This is a genomic window from Vibrio sp. 1401, from assembly GCF_033340295.1.
Window position 1 is genome coordinate 1 of record NZ_JAWOWF010000725.1, and the last position, 546, is coordinate 546.

A 546-nucleotide genomic window follows, 5' to 3' on the forward strand; every position below is an offset into this window, starting at 1 on the left:
CACTTGTGCTTGATTACTGATCGCAGGAGCTTTCGGCCCATCTAATTGATAACGACCCGCACCAGAAACGTTTGACTCACCGTTGCTTTTTACTGCACCCGCTTCCAATTTGGTCTCTGGTGTTTTTTCTGCTTTGGTTGTTTTGATAGTGTCGCCCAAACCATACAGTTCACCGCGACCCGTTCCACCAATTTTATCCAACATACTTCCGCTCCTTAAACCGTTGCAGGACGGCTTAACACCGTTTGCATGGTTTCACTTTTCGCTTGAATCATTTGCATGATGATGCTCATCAGCTCTTGGAAATCTTCCATCAACTTGCCAATTTCTTCTTTTAGCTTGTCGATGACCGCCTGGCTCAACGTCATTTTGGCGCGAAGATCCGTGATATCGGCTTGTATTTCCGTAACGTTCGCATTGTTGGCAGCGTGAACGCTGTCCGTTGCGCCCTTACCTATGTTAACCGTAAGGTCAACCGTTTCAGCGCCGTAGCGAATCGCTTTGGCTGTGGTTGTCGCAGCTTTAGAACCCATGTCCGCAACTTTT

1 protein-coding gene and 1 pseudogene are annotated in these 546 nt (G+C 47.8%); both read right to left on the reverse strand.

The features are described 5' to 3' along the window. A partial coding sequence (sctB, locus tag R7Z77_RS27805; RefSeq protein WP_318137366.1) for a type III secretion system translocon subunit SctB occupies nt 1-204 on the reverse strand: 204 nt, incomplete at its 3' end. 11 nt (nt 205-215) lie between these two features. Beyond that, a pseudogene (gene vopB / locus R7Z77_RS27810) lies at nt 216-546 on the reverse strand (type III secretion system translocon subunit VopB); the annotation flags it as partial.